The organism is Nocardia aurantia (assembly GCF_009604425.1).
Taxonomy (GTDB): domain Bacteria; phylum Actinomycetota; class Actinomycetes; order Mycobacteriales; family Mycobacteriaceae; genus Nocardia; species Nocardia aurantia.
This window is the reverse complement of record NZ_WEGI01000001.1, coordinates 675,236-693,976: the sequence shown is the minus strand read 5'-3', so window position 1 is coordinate 693,976 and position 18,741 is coordinate 675,236. Positions and strand designations below refer to the sequence as shown.

At 66.0% G+C, this 18,741-nt stretch carries 9 protein-coding genes; 7 read left to right on the top strand and 2 right to left on the bottom strand.

Annotated elements, in window-relative coordinates; genetic code table 11:
• Positions 1–8 precede the first annotated feature (8 nt).
• The 3 genes from NRB56_RS02800 (at position 9) to NRB56_RS02790 (ending at position 5,054) form a co-directional block, all read left to right on the top strand.
• Positions 9–2,294 (top strand): Hsp70 family protein, encoded by a 2,286-nt coding sequence (locus NRB56_RS02800; protein ID WP_194290700.1) that lies wholly within the window; start codon positions 9–11, stop codon positions 2,292–2,294.
• A gap of 76 nt (positions 2,295–2,370) precedes the next feature.
• Entirely contained in the window at positions 2,371–4,275 is a 1,905-nt protein-coding gene (locus NRB56_RS02795; protein WP_153338845.1) for a hypothetical protein, read from the top strand.
• A complete protein-coding gene (locus tag NRB56_RS02790; RefSeq protein WP_153338844.1) occupies positions 4,272–5,054 on the top strand; it encodes an ESX secretion-associated protein EspG in 783 nt (260 codons plus the stop codon). Before NRB56_RS02795 ends, NRB56_RS02790 begins: the two co-directional genes overlap by 4 nt.
• A gap of 122 nt (positions 5,055–5,176) precedes the next feature.
• Here NRB56_RS02790 and NRB56_RS02785 read toward each other — a convergent pair whose 3' ends face one another.
• On the bottom strand, positions 5,177–6,409 hold the full coding sequence (locus tag NRB56_RS02785) for a hypothetical protein (protein WP_153338843.1): 1,233 nt from the start codon (positions 6,407–6,409) through the stop codon (positions 5,177–5,179).
• Positions 6,410–6,431: 22 nt separating this feature from the next.
• Positions 6,432–6,986: a hypothetical protein gene (locus NRB56_RS02780; protein WP_227837074.1), complete on the bottom strand. Its 555-nt coding sequence runs from the start codon at positions 6,984–6,986 to the stop codon at positions 6,432–6,434.
• Positions 6,987–7,106: 120 nt separating this feature from the next.
• On the opposite strand from NRB56_RS02780, the gene NRB56_RS02775 reads away from it, so the two are divergent.
• The 4 genes from NRB56_RS02775 to NRB56_RS02760 all read left to right on the top strand — a co-directional run bounded on the left by NRB56_RS02775 (position 7,107) and on the right by NRB56_RS02760 (position 18,690).
• Positions 7,107–7,904, top strand: coding sequence for a hypothetical protein (locus tag NRB56_RS02775; RefSeq protein ID WP_153338842.1), 798 nt, complete (start codon positions 7,107–7,109; stop codon positions 7,902–7,904).
• Positions 7,905–7,967: 63 nt separating this feature from the next.
• Complete coding sequence (locus NRB56_RS02770) at positions 7,968–8,285, top strand: hypothetical protein (RefSeq protein WP_153338841.1); 318 nt, start codon at positions 7,968–7,970, stop codon at positions 8,283–8,285.
• 70 nt (positions 8,286–8,355) lie between these two features.
• On the top strand, positions 8,356–8,877 hold the full coding sequence (locus NRB56_RS02765; RefSeq protein WP_153338840.1) for a YbaB/EbfC family nucleoid-associated protein: 522 nt from the start codon (positions 8,356–8,358) through the stop codon (positions 8,875–8,877).
• Positions 8,878–8,904: 27 nt separating this feature from the next.
• Complete coding sequence (locus NRB56_RS02760; protein ID WP_153338839.1) at positions 8,905–18,690, top strand: zeta toxin family protein; 9,786 nt, start codon at positions 8,905–8,907, stop codon at positions 18,688–18,690.
• Positions 18,691–18,741 lie beyond the last annotated feature (51 nt).

Here is an 18,741-nt window from a genome sequence, read left to right as displayed (position 1 = left end):
AACCACACATGAGCCAGCGCTATTGGTTGAGTGTCGACATCGGCACCGAAAACATCGTGGCAGGTCGTTCCGATAGTGGGGGAGGCCCGCCACGTTTGCTCGCCCTCACGGACTCCGGCTCGAGCCGGCTGCCATCGGTTGTCCATGTCCGGTCCCCCGCGCAGATAGTCGTCGGCGAAGACGCGCAGCTCTCGGGCCTGACAGATCCGCAGGGGTTGATCGCCGCACCGGGCCGGTGGATAACCATGGGGCACACGACCGTGCGGACGGTCCACGGCGATGTATCGGTCGTTTCCCTGCTCGCCGCGGTCCTCGGCTATGTGACGCGTCGCGCACAACTCGACGCGGGCGGAGAACGGCCCGAAGGTATCGTGCTGGTTCACCCGCCTTTCTGGCAGCCGGCGCAGATCACACTTCTGGCCGAGTCGGCGCGTATTCTCGGCTATTCTCCCGAGCTGATCCGGACGATCGACTCCGCCCGTGCGGTCCTGCAACTGCATCGTTCGCTCGATCGAGCTCCGTCCGGCACCCGCGCCGCGGTGTTCGATCTCGGTGCGGGAAGCCTCGATGTAGCGGTGTTCACGGTCGACGAGTACGGATACCCGAGATCGTCGGCTGCACAGAGTACCGGTGAGATCAACGGCCGCGGGTTCGATGATGCGATCAGACGTTGGGCGGAAACACAATTCGCCGAATCCGCGCCTGAAGTCGTTACGCGCCTTACCGATCGGAATGGAGACGAGTTCCGAGATCTGATGGCGTCGGCCCATGCCGCCAAGGAGGCATTGTCGACCGACGCGCCGGCAACAATCGGTCTCGTCTTCGCAGATTCGCGCCGGGAGATCGGGCTTACCCGAGAGCAATTCGAGTCGATCATTCTCGCGGACGTCGCACGCGCGGTCGACTTCGCGAGGGCCACGTTGCTATCCGCAGGAGCAACGCATGCCGGCGATATCGGAGTAATTCATCTGGCCGGTGGTTGCACGTTCATACCTGCGGTACAACGCGCTGTGCGAGAGCTGTGCCCGGCCGTAACAGCGGACGAGCCGGGGGCAGCCGCCCGCGGTGCGCTGGTCACTTCGGTAGCCGAAATCCTTCGAGCGCCCGATGAAGTTCGGCCTACCGAGCACTCCAGAGACCCGGACCGGGGGCGGGAGCAGCGGCCTCCCCGGATCCGATCCGCGCCACAGGCACATGTGCGGTCGCCATGGCAGGATCCTCGGAAGCCCCGCCGGCGTACACCTCTGATCGTCATCGGCTGTGTGATCGCGCTGGCGCTGGTGGCCGGCGCGGCGGCCGCAGCCGCGTGGTTTTCGAGCGAGCGGGGACAATCCGATTCGGCGCTCGCCAAGTTGGCCGCGCGATCGACCCTGCCGATCGGCAACAACCCCAACTACATCGCGCTGGCCGATCAAGGCGTCTATATCGCAGGCGACGACCGAACCATCTGGGTGGTCGACCCGACGACCGAGAAGGTTTCGACAGTGATCACCGTCGGCAAGCGCATTCTGGGACTGGTCGCCGATCGGGCCAATTCCTTGATCTTCGTCGGTGTGAGCACGGGCGAAAGCGACAGCGCACTCGAGACGATCGATACTCGATCGAACACGATAGTCGCGACGATACCTCTGGGCCATTGGCTGACCACCATGTCGCTCGACGCGGCCGATCATGTGCTCTACTGCGCCGTGGAAGATGTGGTCAGGGGAGTCGGCGGCCCGGCGACGATTGTGGCGGTGGACACTTCCACGCATGCGATCGTTTCGAACACGCCGACGAGCTATCAGATCACCAGGCTGGCAGTCGATTCCGGGAGCCACAGACTATTCGCGCTGAGCGGCCACAACATCGTTCCGATGGCCCGGAACGGACAGGCGGACGGCTCGAGCATTCCATTCGCCGGCACCGTTTATCAGATGGCTGTCGAACCCACGAATGGCACCCTTCACGTTCTTTCCGCACCCGGCCGCGGCGAGCCCACCGATCCTGGATATCATTTGTCTCTGAGTATCGTCGACATCAGGGGCCGAGCCGCGACGAAAATCATTGCCGCAGGATCCGGGTCCGGCAGCATTGTATTCGATCCGTCGATCGATGCGGAGTTCATCGGAGATTGTATAGGAACTCCGTCCGCCGGGGGCCTCGTCCTGGTACTCGACACCTCTTCCGCCGCGATCGTCACCAGAATACCGGCGGGTCGCACCATGATCGAAAGTCTGCAACTTGCCGTCGATACGGCATCGCACACCTTGTACGCATTGGGAGCCGACTCGCTGACGGTGATCGGGCCGTGAGCGAACCTGAGCGCCACCGGCGGTTGGCCGAATACACCGTCTCGATTGAAAAATTGGATCCGGAGGGGAAATTTCCATGGGTGGGATAGAGGACGGTTGGTCGTCCATTCGAGATGTCGTCTTCGACAACGCGGCCGCAACGAAGATGGCCGGTTATTGTGTCGATTTCACGGAGTCTTTCGACCAGGTCACCAGAAACCTCGATCACGTGCTGGCCACTCCTGACTTCAGCCCGGTGCCGTCCGGGCATCAGCTCGGCGAAAAGTTCAGGCATGCCGCATCCCAACTCCGCGATGGTGTCGTCGCCCAACATCTGGCCATCCTCGAGAACTTGGCACAGACGTTCATCTGGGCCGGAAAAGTCTTGTACGAGACGGAGGACCAGAGCGCAGACGTATTCACCAAGATGCGGTCCAACTCACTTCCGGCCGGTGAGTCGTTCACGCCGGGAAGCGTGCATGTTCCGCGCTGGGTCGACTCCAAGTCCCCGAACGCCGCACCCTTTCACCAGCCCGACAGCGGAGCTCTGGAAGTTTCGAACGGCAAACTTTCGTACCTGCCGGACTTCGATGACAAACTCAAGGGCCTGCCCGAGTTGGAGCAACTCGCAAACGAGATGCGTGCGATCGGAGTGGTTCCCGACGGGTCGCCGGTCAACCTCGAAAGAAGTAGCGACCTGGTCTGGAACGATTTCTTCAATCATTACAAGGTCATGTCGGGCGAGATCGGCAAGATTCAACAGGCAGCGCAGGACTGGCTCGGCTTCGTCAACGTCCTGCACACCGGAAGAGCCATATTCCAGGAAAAAGCGACCGCCATCCTGAACAACAACGAATATTGGCACGGCGATTCGAGCACAGCCGCCCGCGAAGCGATCGGGCGATATGTCAGAAATGAGCTGGAATCCCTCACCCGCGCTATGCAGATCATCAGCGACAATCTGACGGACTCGGTCGGCTGGCTCACGAAACTGCAAGAATATCTTCCCGAAGTTTCCTTCGAGCAGAAGGCTGCCGAGGTCGGTTACACACCCAAGCTGTTGGACAGCATGCTCAACGCGTACCGGACAAAATGGACCGAATGGTATGTGGAGGGCGCGCAATCGGCGAGTGCGGCGATTCCCGTGATGCCACTTCCGCAAGGGGGAAATACTTCGTCGCTGGTCCCCTCACAGCCGAATCCGGTGGTGCCACCGGTCGCTCCCCCCGTGGCTCCGCCCACTGCCCCGGTATCGCCGGTTTCGGCGCTGTCGGGTTCGGGGTCGGGGGATCAGAAGGCAGCGCTGGATCCCGGGTCTCTCGGTGGTGGCCCCGGCCTCGACGGCGCGCCGAAAGTCGACCAACCCGGCGATCCGGCGGCCGACCAGCAGCCCGTCACCGAACCACAAACACAACAGCCCGACCAGTCCCAGCAGTTGCAGAGCATGCTGCAACAAGGCGCACAAGCGTTGCAGCAGGCGGCACAGCAAGGTTCACAGGTGGCGCAGCAGGGAGCATCGGCAATCCAGCAGGGTCTGCAGACCGCCGCCCAGACGGCACAGCAGGCGCTGCAACAAGCCGCTCAGCAATCGACTCAGGCCGCCGCTCTCGCCGCCGGCCTGCCCAATACAGCCGCTGACGAATTGGGTAAGTCCGGCATCGGTGCCGGTGGTGGCGCGGCCGGCGGTGGCGCCGGGTCGGGGCGAGCGGGTCTAGGCGCGGGATCCGCGGCCGAAGGTCCGAGAAACAGCGCCGCCACCCAGCGCCTCTTCCCCCGCGCTGCTGCCGCGACCACGGACTCCGCCACGACCGGACGCGCCGGTCTGGCTTCCTCCGCCGCCACGAGTGCCGGGGCGCCGGGCATGAGCCCGGGCGCGCACGGCGGCGGGCACGGGCAGCAGAACAAGGAGCACAAGCGGCCGGAATACCTCAAGACAACCGAGAATCTCGATGAGGCACTGGGCGATGCACCGGGTGCGGTGCGGCCGGTGGTGGAGAAGTGACGAATCGGTGGCGGTTCTCGCCGATGGAGTTCTACGTGCTGTGGCAGGACTTCGCGAAAGACGCCCTGCCGGAGCCTTTCCTGTTCACTTCGGAAAGCGGCTCGGCCGACGAGTTCGACGCGGAACTGCACGCGACGAGGTCGCGTTTGAATTCGAACGGGGACCGGGAGATACGGAACGTTCTCGAAGCGGTCCACAATCCCGATCTGTATCTGCTGATCTACGGATGGAACGCCCGGGAGCCGCTCGCGTCGGAGACCAAGCTCAGAGTGCTGGCGACCAGGCGCGGGGCGAAGGGATACGTGGTCACGCAGCTGCCGGGCCACTCTTATTGGTACAGTGGAGGTTACGTAATCGCGGAATGTGATCCGCTGACCCTCGCGGACCAGGCTGTGGCAGCCATCCCTTTCGCCGAGGGTGGTAGACGCGAGCAGATCGTGTTGAAAACCAAGGGCGACGAGGAGTTCGACTACGAGTTCGGCCGGTCGGCCGTTCTGGACGACTCCCCCGATTCGATGGGCCGTCCATCCCTAAACTTCGGGTCCACCGCCGCCGGCAGTGTCGGAGAGATCTACATCGTCCAGGGGCGTTCGGCATTCGGACCGCGCGGCACGATGCAATACCTGCTGCGATGGCGCGATCTGGACGACGACGGCCGCTATGTGGTCGCCGACGAGAATCCGACCGTGGCCGTGACCGCGGATGCCGACCGAACGAAGGGCCTGATCAATTCGCGGATCGCCGCGATAGTCAAGGCGATCCGCGAGGAACGCGGTTAGCATGACGGCCCACTTGTCGATCGGCCAGATCTTCGCGGGCTATCGGATCGACCGTGTCCTCGGACGCGGCGGCGGCTCCCGCGCCGGACCACTTGGTCGCCGCGCATCTCACTGCGCCTCTTCTAGGCCCGGGATTCGAGCGTCGATCCCGCGAGGGTCAGTTGGTAGAACGCGCTGGCCAGATCGGCGTCCGGTCCGAACAGGTCCGCCAGGTGATGGCGGGTGGCGCTGCCGGCTTCGGCTGCCGCCACCAATGTTTCTGCCGCATCTCGCCGTTCGACGTTCTGCCGCCCGTCGAGCTGACCGCAGATGATGTCGACCGTGGTCGCCACGGTCCAGATGCCGGGCAGTGCCTCACCCAATTGCGTTGTCGCAGGCGATTGCCCGCAGTACCAGCCGTCGCGGTCCCACCAGTGGCAGAAGGACAGCAGTCCACCGCCCGCCCGTGGATCCAGGACCGGGTTCGCCACCCACTCCGGGGCTCCCGCATAGTAATTCGGCATCGGGGCGGCGTCGTTGTATGCGGCCTCGAGCGCAGGGTCGTTCCAGACTCCACCGGAGAGGACGGCGCGGCCGCCCGGCAGGAGGTACAGCGTCGAACCGCTGCGGTGTGCCCCCTCGAAGTAGCCGAGAGACGGCAGCATTCGTGGACCTATCGGCGACCCGACAGCCTTGAAGGTCGCGGCGATCACGGCCCAGCGGGCCCACATCGCGGGGAGCGGCGGGAGGTCGGTGACCGGCCGGGGCATCGTCCCGGCCGCGCGGTCGGCCTCGGCCGCGGCCGCGGCGGTGCGCGCGGTTCGCCGCTGGCGGTCGGCGTGACCGATGTACGCGGCCAGCCAGGTCGGCAGTCGCGGGCGCGGGTGCGCTTCCAGGTCCTGGATGTATGCCTCCGGCGGCAGCAACTGGCCTTCGGGGAACGGCTCGTCGCCGTAGTCGAAATCGACCTCGAGTTGCCCGGATCGGTTCAGCTGCAACAGCATTCGCCACCACGGCCCGGCGCCCAGGCCGGCGGAGATCTGTCGATGGGCTCGGGCGGCGGCGAGCGTCTCGGGTGCCGGCTCCGACCGCGCCACGCGATCGGAGCCATCGACGTAGTGCACGAACGAGACTCCTGCGGCGACGGTGAGCGCGAACACGGCCTCCAGCCGCTGCCAGCCCGGCGGACCGGCGGCCGCCAATCCGCGGGCGATCGTGCGGGCCAGGTCGCCGGCCTGTTGTTCGTCACCGATCGATGGCGGGGCGGGCGGTTCCGCTCGAGGTGAAGGCGCGCTGGTGCCCAGTGTGAAACCGACGTCCGGCAATACACTTCGCTGATCCGCGCCGGTAAGGCCCGCCCCCGCAGGATCATTCATGTATTCGCGTGCTCCTCATCGATCACCATGCCTCCAGCCGCTGCGCGTAGGCATCCCGGACCGCCTCCAAGCGAGTCCTGGTGAGGCGAGCCGGCTCCCGATCGTAGATTGCCCGGCCGCGCTCGGTGGTGCAGGCCGATCGGGTGAGGCGCTCGACTCCTGAGGGCAGGAATTTCAGGACTTCCTCGACCGCGGCGAGGGCGGTCGCGAGAGCATGCCGGGCGGCGCGCCGGCCCTGCTCGTCGAGAGTATCGGCGTCGGCCGGCACGCGGCTGCCACAGATGTCCGAATACCACAGCCACACACCGGGATCCATCAGCTCGGAAGGAATGTCGGCGCCGAACCGGACCGTGCCCGCCGGCGGTGGCAGAACCTCGTCAGGGACCCGGAATTCGTAGGTCCGGACGGTCCCGCAGCCCGGGCAGTCGCCGCGATAGCGGCCGGCCAGCACGCCGTCGACCGTCACCACGGTGCTGCGGAACACGCAGTCGGCGGATCCACAGCGCGGACACGGCTGCAATTGCAGAAACAGCCGGGCCTCGGCGTTGGTCCGGGCCAGTGGCAGCGCCTCGGGCACGACTCTCTTCCCTCCCCCGTCGTCGACCGCGTTATCGTGGCAGCGGTCGATCACACGATAGACGACGGCGGGGGCCCGGGATCCGTGGAGCGGCACCGAAATCCCCGAGCAGGAGGTTCGATGATGCCTACCGACGATCGAGCAGATGCCTGGCAGGCTTGGGACGAGTCGGTCATGCGCCGGCTCGAGCAGGAAGAGGCCCGGACCGTCGAGCCGGAAGGGAATTCCGGTACCCGCACTGCGGGTGCGCAACCGAGGTATCCGGCGCTGCGAAGTAGACACGGCCTCGACGGGACACCGTTCGCTGACGACAGGTCACCGTTGCCCGCACCGACGGACGCCGATTCGGTCTGGGCGCGAGCGCATCCCGGCGAATGGCGATACTACGTGGACCCCGGAGCCGACGACTCCGCCGTGCAGAATTCCAACATTCTCGGTGGGCGCCTGGCCGACGACGAGGGTGGGTTCAGCGAGGTGTGGCTGAATCCCGCATTCACACCGCTGCCGAAGTCGTTGCGCCGAGACTACTTCGAGACACCCCTCGAACTCGTACTGTGGCGCTTCGTCTCGGGCTTCGGCACTGTGCGCAGCTTCATCACCGCGTTCGGGAACGGTGAGGTGATCATGGTCCTCCGCGAGGATGATCCACTGGGCCGGGAGTGGCCGTTGCGGAGATTCTCCGACGGATCGAGGGTGCTGCGCGTCTTCACCGCATCCAAGCGACTACCGGCCGACATTAATCCATGGCTACGGCGCAGCATTTCGGGCCGGGAAGTGCAGGAGCAGATATGCACACTCCCCGGGGTCGACGTGCTTTTCGAGTTCGGGAACGGCCGGGACATGATCATCATGCGGGGCTGGGAACTGGCGGAGTGGTGGGATCTGGCCGAGGCGGAGCGGCGAAGGGAGACAAAGTGAATCACCTCGCCGCCGTATGTATGATGAGTGAAAGTTTTTCTGATCACCGATGGCGGGGGTGCCATGACAGGCAAGGTGCAGGTCGAGATAGCCGGATTGCGTTCTACCGCAGGCGGACTCGACGACGTAGCGAGTCGGATTCGAGCGATTCACTCCGAGATCGCCTCGACGGCAGCCTCGTACGACGGGTGCTGGGGCGACGACGAGTTCGGCCGCCCCTTCGCCGAGGGCGACCACGGCTACAACGCCAGAAATGTGTCCCTGCAAGGCGTTCTCGGACAGCAGGCGCAACGGCTGGTGGCCGACGCCCAGGGCCTGAAGGACGGTGCGACAGCCCTGGAAACCACGGAAACCGACAACACCGACGGTTTCCGGTCCTGACGTTCGACGCGACTATCCATGCGGCGCAACGAATAAGGATTGCTCAGAGGGCGGGGACAGGCAGTACAGGATGGCGAACGAAGCCGAGAAGGCACAGCTGGCCGGGCTGAAAGATCTGGTACAGGGCGCTTTCGTCTCGATCACGCATGCCCAGGAACAGCGGGCACAACTCACCGCGGCAGCACATGCCGCCGGTCGGCGGGTGACGATCACCGTCAATGCCGACGGTGTGGTGATCAAAACCGAATTCTCCGACAGCATCGACGATCTCACGTATTCCGAGATCGCCGCCGCGGTCACCGCCGCGACCCAGGACGCGGCGGCCCAGGTCCGGCAGCAGGCTCAGCGGCTCATGGCCGACCTGCAGCGGGAACAGGCCCGGATGCCGTCGATGTCCGAATTCTTCCCGATGATGCCGGACATTCGGTCCATGATCCCCACACCTCCCGAGGTGCCCACATCCCCGCCGGGGTCGCCGGATCGCGTCGCCGACGCGTCCGGCAATGCTGTCCGATTCACGGAAGTCGAAGAGTACGAGCATGATCCGGCGAAACGCGAGCAGTCGGGTATCGCTGCTCCAGTGTGGGAATGAAACGGTTCGGGGCATCCGGTGCCATGGTTGACGTGGATCGGGGATTCCCTCCCCGGCTGGTTGATGGCTGGGCTCAACTTCGGTTCGGCCTATCCGAAGGGTAATCAGGATGAGCTGTTCGCCCTGGGCGACGCCTGGAAGAAGGCGGCTGCCGAACTCGAGCAGCTCGAGCCCGAGCTACGGCACGTCAGCGGTGGGTTGTCGCAGTCGTACACCGGCGCCGGCGCCGAGGCGATCCTCGCCGAATTCGCCGCGCTGCTGGACGGTTCGGACACGTCCCTGCCCGCGCTGGTCGACAGCCTGAACCAGCTCGGGCACGACGCCCGCTCGACAGCGGCGGAAATCGAGTACACCAAGATCCAGGCCGAGCTGTTCGCCCTGCTCACGTTGTACACGGTCCTGCAACTGATGACCACGCTCTACGGTTCGCTCGCGGTGCCGCCCGTGCTCGCCATCTCACGCGAGGCGCTGGCCGTGTTCGCCCGCACCATGATGCAACGGATCGCGGCGATCGCCGCCCGTGCGGCGTCCCGCACCCTGGCGAAAGGGATCGCGAAGGAAGTCGTGATTCCACTCGCCGAGCGGGTTGCGGCATCGACCCCGAGGCTGCTCGCCACCGGTTTGCGAGGTGGGGCGGCCATGGGCGTTATGGGAGCCGGCGTGGATGCCGGCGTCCAAGCCATCCAGCTCGGGGAACACCATCTCGACGACGGTTTCGACCTGAAGAAGACGTTCCAGACCTCGGTCGAATGGGGTGCCGGTGGACTGGTCGGCGGCCCGGCGCACCTGAAGATCGCGGATCTGCTGAACAACCGAGGGACGCCGAAGTGGCTGGGCGGGTTGCTCTCCGGCGGACTCGGGGGCATGGCCGGTGGTGTCGGCATGTACGCGGGCGGGCTCGGCAACCAGATCTACGACCACTTCCAGAACGGCAAGTCGATCGACTGGTCGCTCAGCCCGCAGTTGCTCGTCGGTGGTGCGGCGCTGGGTGGCGTAGGCGGTCTGCGCCACGGGATGCGCGGGGCGCCGGGGGGCGACGGGTCCGGGACGTCGGCGGACCATACCGGCCGCGCTACCGGGAACAGCGCCGCGTCGGGCAGCGACCGCGCCCATGCTGTCGACGAAAGCCGAACGGGCGCACCGGAACCGGAGTCACGACACAGCGGCAACGCCACGGATGAATCCGGCGCGCCTCGCGGCAACCGTGCCGAACCGGCGGACGGAACCACCGACGGTCGCGGTAACCGTCCGGAGACGGCTGTGCGCGGCGGGGATTCGAAGACGGCGAACCGGGCCGGGCCGGCCGATTCGAACGGCGGGCACACCGCCAGGCCCGTCACGGACGGGAGCTACACCGTCCCGGCAGAACACGGCAACGGTGCCGGGCGAGCGGAACAGCCGCGCCTGGAACGCATCAGCGCGACCCTCACCGGCATCGATGCGGTCACGCCCTGGCGGCCCACCGACGCCGCGGCCCACCTGCCCGCACCCGGCGCGAGCCATCCGGCCGCAGCGATACCGATGGAGTCCCGCGGCCCGGTCGGCCTCGAATCTCCCCGGGCGGATACTCCGGTCACCGACGGAAGTGCCGCGAAACCGGTTGGGCAGGAACAGGTCCGGCAGCCGACAGCCGCCGGGCCCGCGCCGGAGTCACGCGGCGGCGCGAGTCCGGAGAAGCTGCCCTACGCCGAGCAGCCTCGTAGCGGCGTCCAGGCCGGGCGCACCAGCGAAGCGGTCGCCGCGAACGAGAACCGAAGCACGCGGCCCACGGGCGACGGCTCCACCCCGGTTTCGGTCGCCGCGGCCCTGCCGATGACACCGCACGTCGAACCACGGCCCGCGGACAGCCGACTGGATTCACGCCGGGCGACGGAACGCCGGACCGACGGCGCGAAGAGTCCGTCCTACTCGCCCGCGCGGCCCGTTCCGGGCGAGCGTCCCGAGAACGCGGCCGATCGACGCCGGCCTGCCGGACCGGCCGAACTCCCCGACGAGGTCGCACCCGGACATCACGAATCGACCGGCGGCGGTGTCACATCACCGGAGAGCGCGGACACGGCGGCTACGGAGCTGCCCTACGAGACACATCGCACATTCGACGAGAACGGCGACCGCGTCACGAAATTGACTGTCCGAGTGCACTTTCCGGAAGGATTCGGCGAAGCGCAGCGCGATCACGCCGATGCGGCGTTCCGGCAGGCGACCGAGGCGATGACCGGCTCGGATCCGCGTCTGCTCCATGGTGATCGGCTCGAACTCGGCGTTCGATTCGTCGAGGACCCGGCCCACGCCGATCTGCACCTTCCAGCCGACAGCGCCGCCGGTCTTTCCCCCGATGCCGCGATACGACAGCTGCGTGACCACCTCGGTCTGCCGGACTCCGGCGTCGCCGAACTGAGTGCGGGCGATCTGCGGGCGATCACCGACCGGATCAGTGTCTCGAATACCGCACCCGCCCTGCACGGTCTGCCCGAGACGCGTGAATTCGGCCCCGGCAAACTACGTGACCTCGAGCATCCCGCCTACCAGGAACAACTGCGAGACTCGTGCCGCGAGGACGACCATTTCGTCATCGGCGCCGACCCTCGCACGCATCCGATGGGGGAGGAAATCAACGACGGCGGACCGGAGGTCGCCGGCCGCGGCAACGACTGCGTCGAGGCATGCCTGGCGGCGCTGTCCACATTCCACGGCGATCCACAGGTGGCGCTGCCCAGGTACCTGGACGAATTCGCGGACGGAACTGTTGATTACGACTCCGGCGAGGCAGGGGGCATGGATCGGGCCGGGAACTGGCTCGGTGGTAATTGGCAGGAATTCCCCCCGGACATGGCGATCGCCGATCAGTTCCAGGCGCTGCACGATTTCGTCCACGAGCTCGGGCCGGGCACCTCGGCGATGGTGGTGAACGAGTGGCAGGCGGTGGACGAGAACACCGGGGCTCCGCTCTATCACAGCGACGGAACCCCGATGCCCGAGGACAGCCACGCCAGCCTCGTCGTGTTTCCATTGGAAGCCGAAGGCCCGGTCTGGTGGGATCCGCAGTTGTCGTTGACTTCCGACCATCCGCCGACGTATCTGGTGGACGGATCGATGAGTCTCGAAGTAATCGTCCTCCTACCCGACGGGAGTCCCTTTAGTGCCGTTGCCGATTCGCACCACTCAGGAAGCACGGGAGTACCTGGCTCAGGCCCTCGGCTCCACTCAGACCTATCAGATGTACCAGTTCGAACTCGGCTGGATATGCACCCGGAACCCGACCGAGCAGGAGCAGGCCGGACCGCGGCAGGTCGGGAGGAGTCGATTGGTACTCGACGCCCGGACAGGGGTGATCACCCAGTTCCCGAGCCTGGGAGTAAAGACCACCGCCGAGTGGTACACGAAGGCGATCCAGGAGGGTACCCGCATGCTGGGCGGCCGGATCTACCCGCCGACGATCCGGGTGCGAGCGCAGCAGATCAGCGACGAACCCACCCGAGTGACCTACCTGGTCGAGACCGAATTGCTGGAGAATCCGGACCAGCGGATGGACGACTATCACCTGGCCATCGACAAGCAAACCGATTCCCTGACTCCACAGAATTCGGCGACGAGCCAGCTCGGAAATCGGCTGAAGAACCGATATCGCCGCGACGGAACCTGGCCGACCCGGGCGACATTCGAGTACTGAACGAAGCGGACCGGTCCGGTCACGGCCCGGCCGATCGACACGAGCAGACCTCTCATCCTGATCACGACGCAGCGCCGGAAAATCGCCACCACGACCCTGCCGCCGATATTCAGACCGGCGGATCGACCAGACCGCACAACCCGCTCGACGAACCCGCCCAACGCGCGTGGGCCGACGACGCCTACAGCACCATTCGCGCCTCGGACACCGACGTCCGCGATGCCGTCGCGAATCTGTCGGGGGTGGTACGTGCCGACGGTTCCATCGGGTTCACCGCGACGGAGATAGCTGCGATCAAGCAACATTTGTTCGTCGATGAACACAAACTGAGCGTGTTCGACGACAACGGCACCGTCGTCGGATACGAACAACGCCGTTTCGACGCCGATGCGGATATCGCCGAGGCATGGATGCGCCTGTCCCGCGGCGAACCGCTGCCGCCCGATGTCACGCTACTGGAACACGAACTGGCCGAGGCGGATTACCTGCGGCGGTATCCGGATGCCAGTTATCGGGAGGCCCATGAGTACGCTAATTCGAAGGCGCACTGGGAGAATCGGATTCCCGGCCGGACCGGCGAGAACCACGAGAGATGGGGTGAGACCGATCGCACTGTACCTGGTCTACCGGAAGACCGCCGAGACCCCGGCCGAGGTGACGTACCGGTTCGGGAACAGCGAAACGACCCTGGATCGAGAGCTGACCATCCGCAAGGAAGACGAGGCCGTGACAGCGGGGGACGGTCGATCGGACCCGCTGCTGACGAAGGTGGCCGCCCGAATCCTGACTCGGCACACGACCGACCGGATCTGGCCTGGAGGGGGCGGGATTCAGGCCTGACCGAGCGGCTACCGGTCGAAGACAAACCGTATTACGGTAATCCGGAATACCGCGACCCGGCTGCTGAGCGCGAATACGCGCGGACCGCGAAGCTGGACGAAGCCATCCGGATTCGGGCCGACAATGCGGTGGACCATCCCGAGATCGCCCGGCTGTCGGACGCGGATATCGCCATCATTCGGCGAAATCAGGATGTGAACCTGAATCAGGCGGTGAACGAGGCGACCCGAGACGGCGACAGCACGCTACTCGGCAGACACGACACCGAGATCCGCGCCCTGATCAACGCCTACAACAAGCTGCCCGATCACCAGGGCCGGGTATTGCGATCGCTGTACATCGACGACCCGGCAAAGCTCACCAAATTCATGGACGAGTATCGGCAGGGCAATATCGTCCCGGACCGCGGCTTCGCGTCCGCCGACAAAGAATCCTCGCTGATCGGCGGAAATATCGAGCTCATCATCGATTCCCGCTCCGGCAAGGACATCTCCTGGGCCTCCACCTGGCAGGACGAGGTGGTCTTTCCGCCGGGGACCGAGTTCCGGGTGCGAACCGTTGTTCCACGCGACGGCAAGGTCTACATTCACCTCGAGGATCTCGGAAGGAACGCCGATGCCCATCACACCGGAGGAGTGGGACGCAATCATGCGGAAGGTGGAGGAGCACAACGTCACCCAGCCCCCGCTGTCCCCCGAGAGCCAGGCGATAGTCGACCGCAACATGGCGTTCATCGAGGAACGGGAAGCAGCCGGGCGCCGGCCCGCGACGGAGCAACAGGCCGAGATCTGGCGGGCGTGGGGCGAGTCGGAGCTCCGCCGGATCGACCAGGAGCGAGACCGGAAGGCCGAGTAGCGGATTCGCATCCGCCCGCATCCGCGGCGCAGCACACTCCCGCACATCCTTACTCGCAACACGAGCTACAGCAGGCCCAGCACGCCCGCCAGGCACGCGAGCGGTTCCGGCCGGTGCCACCCGAGCACGGCAGTGTCACAGAGGTCCCGCGGCATGGTTCCGGCGGCCGTCTCGCATTCGAGGTGCGGCGTCACACGGACGCCCCCGGCGGGCCGATCACCGTCGTCACCGTCCGCGCGCATGTCACGGTCGATTCCCGAGTGCCGAGCCACGAGATGAATCGGCTCTGGGAGAACACGCAATTCGCCTGCGACACCGCGTTCAACCATGGCAGGTTGCTACCGTCCGGCGATCGGTTGCTGGTCGATCTGGTCCACACCTCCGACGCCGCCGCGGCACACCTGCACATCCACGCCGATCCCCAGCAGGGCGCACCTTGGCAGCCCCGGAACCATCCCAGGTTGCTGGCCGATCATCTTCGGGCACAACTCGGACTGGGACCCGAGCCGTACCGCGGCCACGGCCTTGCACCCCACGAACTGCGACAACTCGGGGAACATATCGACGCCGCGCAGCATCCGGCGCAATACCGCCCCTCCGTCCACGAGGCCGGTTACACCACCGGCGAGCGCACTCCCGCCGGTGTCTCGCACCACGACGATCCAGGTCTGCGCCATCACGCGCGGCTGGTCCCGCCCGACCACTTCCACTTCACCGCCGATGTGCACCTCACCCCCGACGGCCATGCCGTCATCGGCGGACACCGATACACCGCAACGGAATACGCCAACCTGCTCCGCCACGGCAGCATGTGGACCGGACGCGAACCGATCCGGCTTCTCGGCTGCGACGGCGCCACCAACGGTTTCGCCGCCGAACTGGCTCGTCATCTCGGCGTCGATGTCACGGCTCCCACACACAGCGCGTGGACCGACAACCACGGCCGGGTCTACACCTCGGCCCCCGAGGTGGACGCCTACGGCAACCGCCGTCCGCGCATTCCACCGGACGGTCATTGGGAGACTTTCCCTCCCGACGGCACGAGCATCCGCACGAGCGCCGACGGCTTCGCGCCGTTCACCCCTGAAACGCACAAGTCCGGTCTCGATCCCGCCGCCGCGCGGGAGCGCGCGGCCGACGGCGAACCCGGCGATCGGGCGCCGCGGGCCGGCGACGATACTCGAACCCGAACCACAGGAGGCACCGAGCATGGCCGAGGAGATCCCGCCGCTGACCCGCGCCGAGCGCGAGATGTTCTGGCGTCGCCGGGGCTGGAGACCCGATCTGCCGGAGGAACAGAGGTCGGCGATCGAGCGGGAGTGGCCGGACGAGGCGATCGTCATGGCGGAGTATCACGGGGGCTGACCCCCGACGAACCGCATACCGGGTCGGAGGCCCCCGAAGCCGGACGTTCGGACGGTACCGAGCCGCACCGATCCGAAGCGGCGCAGCGATTGCAGATCGGCGACCGCGTCGTTGTTCCCGAGGCCACCCATACGCTGGCGGCCGAAGAAGCGGCGCGGCTGCGCGAACTCGGCCAATCCACACCGGAATTGCACGAACTGAATCCCGCCGATGCCGACCTCTTCCGTGAGAAGATGCTCGAATTGCGGGAAGGCAATCGCTTCGCCGCCTCCGTCCACGTCTACGAGGTGGACGACTACCGCGCCATGCGACTGCTCGTCACCGATGACGGCCGGGCGGGCGTGGCACTCAAAGGCGACGAGATCGTATCCGCTTTCGCCCAGCGCCCGTCCAAATATCCCGGTGCGGCAGGCACATTGATCGGCATCGCCGTGGAACTGGGTGGCCGGCGCCTCGACTGCTTCGACACCGTACTGCCGAAACTCTATGCCGAATCCGGCTTCGTACCGGTCGCCCGCGTGCGCTGGAACGACGAATATGCCCCGCCCGGATGGGATTACGACACTTTCCACGCCTTCAACGGGGGCCGGCCGGATGTCGTGTTCATGGCGTACGACCCGGCGGCCGTGGGCTCTCGCTACGAACCCGGCGCCGGGCGCTACGTCGGCGATTACGACGCCGGGGTGGAAGCAGCGCGCGGCCATCGGATTTTCTACGAGGAGATCGTCCCGGAACTGCTGTCGGAAGCCGCATCCGTACCGCATTCGGAAAAACCGGAACTCGTCGTGATCGGCGGCCAGACGGGCGCCGGAAAATCGACCATGATCGCGGAGATCAAGAATTCCTTCGCCGAGCGCGGCGGCGTATTGCATCTGTCCGGCGACGACTTCTTCAAATTTCATCCGCGATACGCGGAGTTGATGAGGGGTGTCGACGCCGACGGCATCCGGCACCTCGTTCCGGATATCGTGCACTGGTTCGGGATGGCGATCGATCATGCCATCGAGAATCGGCAGCACGTGATCCTCGAGCTGGCCATGGCCGACCCCGTGTCGGAGGCGGCCACGATGCGGAATTTCATCGACCACGACTACACCGCACGGGCCGAGGTCATCGCGGTTCCCGAATCGCAGAGCCGGTTGTCGATGATCTCCCGATATCTCGGTGAGCGGGTGGACAACGGCGTGCATCGGTACACACCGCCGACGTTGCACGACGCGTCGTACACCGGATCACAAGAGATGGTCCGGCAATTGGAGTCGGCCGACCCGCCGGCGCGGGTGGAGGCACTGACCGTCCGCGACCGGAACGGTGTGCTGTTCGAGAACACGCGCACGCCGGACGGGCGGTGGGCCGCGCCGCCGCGAGCCGAGGAAATACTGGCACACGAACGCGAGCGCGCCTGGACCGCCGCCGAACAACGTGGCTATCGGGAGCAATTGGCGGACGTGCGCCGGCGGATCGCCGAGATGGCGGAGTTGCGGCCCGACGAATCGGCGACCCTGACGACATTGCATCGCGAGCTCCGGGACACCGAGGCGTTGGCCCGGCCTCGACTCGAGTCCCCTGCTGAGACAGCGGCTCTCCCGCATCAGGAGCACACGGGTCCGCCGCGTGACACCGCCGTGCCGGAGCCCGGCGAGGCCGCGGCCCGGCAGACCCGGACGCAGGAGGCCGCGCAGCACGTTGGCGCCGGCGCGGTCGAGCAGCACGAATTTCTGCATGCCGCCGAACGGCACGACCTCGCCGGCGCCGCACCCGAACTACACGAGCGAATTCGCGCCAACTACGCGCGGGCGCACGAGATCGTCGACCTGTCATCGGCTTCCGACAAGGCGGGCCTGCGGATTCTCGCGCTCATCGATGAATGGCATCCGAGCAAGGGCGGTGTCATTTCCGTGAACAAGAATCTCTGCGAGGCACTGTCCGACCTCGGTCACGAAATCTTCGTCCGGGTTTCGCATCCGGTGACCGGCAACGAGGGTGCCGAGAAGGTCACGCTGATCCCGCCCCGCGATCCCGCGGACAACTCGATGCGCGGGAATACGGTGATCGATATGCGCGATCTGCCGCCCGGCGTCGATGTGGTGCTGGGGCACAGTCGTTTCTCCGGTCCGGCCGCGGCACAGGTACGGAACACGATGTATCCGCAGGCCACCCTGGTGCACATGGTGCACATGGTCACCGATTCGCTGGCCCGGGTGAAGGGCGAGTTCGATCGTGCCGTCACCGATCGCCGGATCGAGGCGGACATGGTGTCGGCTGCCGATGTCGCTGTCGGCGTGGGCCCCACGCTCGCCGAGGAGGCCACCCGGCTGGCCGAGCTGACCGGAAGCGACGCGGTTCTGCATCAGCTGATCCCCGGCATCGAATTCTTCGATCAAGTGCGGCCACCGGGCGATCGGCAGACGATGCGGATGCTGGTGTTCGGCCGGGCCGACGATCCGGTCAAAGGCGCGATGCAGGCCGCGAAGATGGTCAACGAGCTGAACGAACGAGGTGTCGATGTCGATCTGATCGTGCGCGGCGTACCGGTCGCGAAGCTCGAGGATCAGCATCGGCTCCTCGTGACAGCGGCGGGCCGCGACGTCGATGTGCGGCCGTACACACTCGATCGCGGCGATATCCTCGCCGATATGCACGACGCGAATGTGGTGCTGATGCCATCGCGCGCCGAAGGTTTCGGACTCGTCGCCACCGAGGCCGCGGGAGCGGGGGTTCCGATCGTGGTGCCGAGCAGTAGCGGCGCGGGCAGATTCTTCGGTGATCACGCATTGTTCCCGAACGAAGTCACCGACGGCATGCTCGTCGAACAAGGAGTCGAGGATCATGTTTCCGTCGACCGCTGGGCCGACATTCTGGAGGCTCAGTTGTCGAATCAGGACATCGCGTGGGATCGAGCGCTGTTGCTCCAGCAGATCATGCGCGATCGGAACTTCACATGGGAATCGGCGGGAGCCGCGCTCATCGATGCGATCGGCATGGTGCCGCCACGCGAATATCCGGTGATCTTCGAACCGGACGACCACGGCCGACCGTCCGAACCGAGCTCATCACGCCCATCCGAGATGGGGCAGGATTGATACCGATCGGCGTTCGAGCCCGGACGGATCGGCGGATTTCGAGGAGGCCTG

Excerpts from the sequence above, each read along its gene's own strand:
- NRB56_RS02765 (WP_153338840.1), top strand. The coding sequence starts at position 8,356 with ATGGCGAACGAAGCCGAGAAGGCACAGCTGGCCGGGCTGAAAGATCTG.
- NRB56_RS02800 (WP_194290700.1), top strand. The coding sequence starts at position 9 with ATGAGCCAGCGCTATTGGTTGAGTGTCGACATCGGCACCGAAAACATC.
- NRB56_RS02795 (WP_153338845.1), top strand. The coding sequence starts at position 2,371 with ATGGGTGGGATAGAGGACGGTTGGTCGTCCATTCGAGATGTCGTCTTC.
- NRB56_RS02775 (WP_153338842.1), top strand. The coding sequence starts at position 7,107 with ATGATGCCTACCGACGATCGAGCAGATGCCTGGCAGGCTTGGGACGAG.
- NRB56_RS02785 (WP_153338843.1), bottom strand. The coding sequence starts at position 6,409 with ATGAATGATCCTGCGGGGGCGGGCCTTACCGGCGCGGATCAGCGAAGT.
- NRB56_RS02770 (WP_153338841.1), top strand. The coding sequence starts at position 7,968 with ATGACAGGCAAGGTGCAGGTCGAGATAGCCGGATTGCGTTCTACCGCA.